We start from the raw sequence: 3,036 nt of genomic DNA on the forward strand, positions 1-3,036 counted from the left end.
TCATAAATACATTTAGCTTCTTTATTTTGCATAAGAGATAATGTTAATCCATTAGAAGTTGATTGTATTATCGAATTTTCCTTAGCTTCATAACCTAATTCTTTTATAATGCTATGTATTTTTATGTAGCACCATATTTCATATAAATTCCAAAGCTTTTTATTACTAATATCATAAAGTCCACTACTTATATCTAAGGCTTTTGATAATAGATTATAGTAGTAGTAACATTCCTTATATCCACTAGCCATTTTAAATACTAAGGATATAGATTTATTATTGTTTATATCACTAATATTTCTAAAGAATGTATTAAGATGATGTGTAAGTCTTTTTTCGTATACTTCTAATTGAATGTAATACTTATTATTTTCACCTTGTTGAATTTTCACATTAGACTTAACATTTTTTATTTTGTCTAAGATTCTTTTTATAATAAATTTTACATATTGATTTTCAAGTATATCTAATGTTGTATTTTTTCTTACTTCAACAACATTGTTTGAATTATTATTTTTTCTTAAATGCTTTATAGTTTCCTTTGTAGATATAACTTTAGACTTATGTTTATTTTTTAAGTTGTACTCTGTAACAACACTATGCTTTGGAAATCTTTCTATTCTTTTTATAGCTCTTTCTAGCTTTTCATAAATATTATTTAAGATAACTATAAATTCAAGTCCAGTTTGACTCTTATTATCACATATATTTACACTTGAAAAAGTCTTATTTAGAAAATCAAATACTAATGAAGTTATCTCTTCATTTATATCCTTTAAGATTTCATTATAGTCATCCATATAATCAAGCTTAGATGGAAAGACTTGTATTGTTAAATCTAATACTTTACTATTATTTTTAATAATTTTAAAAGTAGAATAACCTATATCTCCATTAAACTTAAAAGATCCAAAGGTATTTCTACCTCTAGTTATTATGTTATCTCTTATTTCTTTATGGTCATGGTAAATTTCAAATTTGTCATTAGTGTTATTTTCTAAATACAAATTATAGATTCCATCTTCAAAAAAGCTTGGATACATAGTATTAGTGTTGTTTATTTCTAATTCTTTAAAGCTATTTATAGTTTCTGTAGTGTAGTTATAAGTTGTATCTACTCCCAAATGTGCCATTATATTTTTATTATTATTGGTAGCTTTAAATTTCTTATTTTCACTGCTTCCAGATATGTATAATGTAAAATCATCTGTAGACAATTTTAATATATCACTACTAGTACCAGTAACTAACATACCCATCATTTTGATACCCTTTTATCATATATATAATTTTCTTTGCACTGTTTTCATATTTTACAGTTGTAGTTTCTAAGTGATTTTCTGCTTCTTCTACAGTTTCTATATCATTAGTTTCAAATATAAAGTTAAGTAAGTCTATTAAAACTTGATATACACTTTGCTCACTTCCATTTATAGCAGGAAGTATTTTTTGCATTATTTGATAGTCAAATGCAGTGTCTTCATCTAATAAGTCAGCTTTCTTATTTTCTATCATGTAAAATAATATTTCATCTCTTACTCTGTAGGCAAATTGCTTTTGTGACTTTTTAAGTATTTCATTTATTTCTATTATTTTTTTATTTACTTCTTTTGCATATTCTCTATACTCTGGTTCTATATCCATAGTTTTTAAGTATGTTGTTTTTAAAAAGTCATTAGATACATTTAAACTTTCTACTTCTTCGTTATTCTCAAAGAATAGGTTGTCTAAGTCTACATCTGAAAACTCTATTGTATTTGCTCTATCTAATACTTTTCTACTAAATTGGAATGTTGTATCATCCATGTTTACTGTTCCTATTAGATATAGGTTATCTGGTATATGTAGTTTTATTGTTTCATTGTTTTCTTGGTATTCTACTATGTTGTCAGTTATTATATCTTGTCCTACTTTTTTACGACTTTCTATTATGCTTAGATAGTCACTTAGGTAGTATTCTACTCTTGCTAGGTTCATTTCATCTAGACATATTAAGTGTGGTTTATTTTTGTTTTGTTGTGCTTTTAGTATTGTTTTTGTTAGTTGACCTTTTATAAATTTATCGTCTAGGTTTTTATAGCCTATTAAATCAGTTGAATCGTTCCAATCAGGCCTTACACTGATTAGAGTATAGTCTGCGTTTATACTATCTGCAAGTAGTCTTATTATTTTTGATTTTCCTGTTCCACTTATTCCTGCTAGTATTGTAAATGGTTTTGTTTTTAGTGATAGGTACAGGTTTGATAGTTGGTTATATGTGTAGTTATAACCTTGCTTTTTTATGTAGTTTTCAACTTTATTTATAATGTCTACTGGTATTATTTCTTCAGATTCTTCAATAAAATTATCCTTATCTAAATTATCTTCTTTATTTAATATAGGTGATGAATATAAAAATCTCATGAATTTTAATCCATCCCATAAACAAAACTCAATACTACTATTTTGAATTTCTTTTAACTTCATATTAGCTTCAACTATATTTAAAGTTTGTATTTCTTCATCAGAACATCCAAAGTATGATAAAAACTTTTGTATATGATCTAAGCTATATACAGGAAGTAATTTTTTAGGGAAATACATATATAGAAGTTTTGTTTTGAACATATTCATTGATGATATTAAACTATAGTTGTTTAGTAAGTCGTAATGTCCATTTTTAAAGTTTTCAATAAACTCACAAATATCTTTTCTCATCTGTGACCATGCATCTTCTACATTTGAAAATTGAGATGGATATATCCACTTGTTATCTTTCTTTGAGTAGTAGATTTTAAACTTTAATGCATTTCCACCTTTTATACTTCCTAATGGTACTGTATTAAATTCTAGCCACCAACATAGGTTATCTTTTTCTTTTCCACCTAATGCATATCTTTCTAGCTCTAATGTTGGTAATTTTTCTAGTGGAAATTTATCTATAAACTCTTGTCTTAGTTTTTCATCTTGATAATTATCTTCTTTATAGGTATTTTTAAAGTCTTCTATTAGTTCTTTTAATTCCATATATGTATTATCACTTTCTTCTATACTATA

At 25.3% G+C, this 3,036-nt stretch carries 2 protein-coding genes; both read right to left on the reverse strand.

Annotation, left to right across the window (positions count from 1 at the left end; genetic code table 11):
• On the reverse strand, positions 1-1,262 hold a 1,262-nt coding region (locus tag Q5F54_RS12310), incomplete at its 3' end, for a DUF2357 domain-containing protein (RefSeq protein ID WP_302334518.1).
• Positions 1,234-3,036, reverse strand: a 1,803-nt coding sequence (locus Q5F54_RS12315; protein ID WP_302334519.1) for an McrB family protein, incomplete at its 5' end; no start/stop codon positions are given. The genes Q5F54_RS12315 and Q5F54_RS12310, both read right to left, overlap by 29 nt.

This window comes from uncultured Romboutsia sp. (genome assembly GCF_958366745.1).
GTDB lineage: Bacteria > Bacillota > Clostridia > Peptostreptococcales > Peptostreptococcaceae > Romboutsia > Romboutsia timonensis.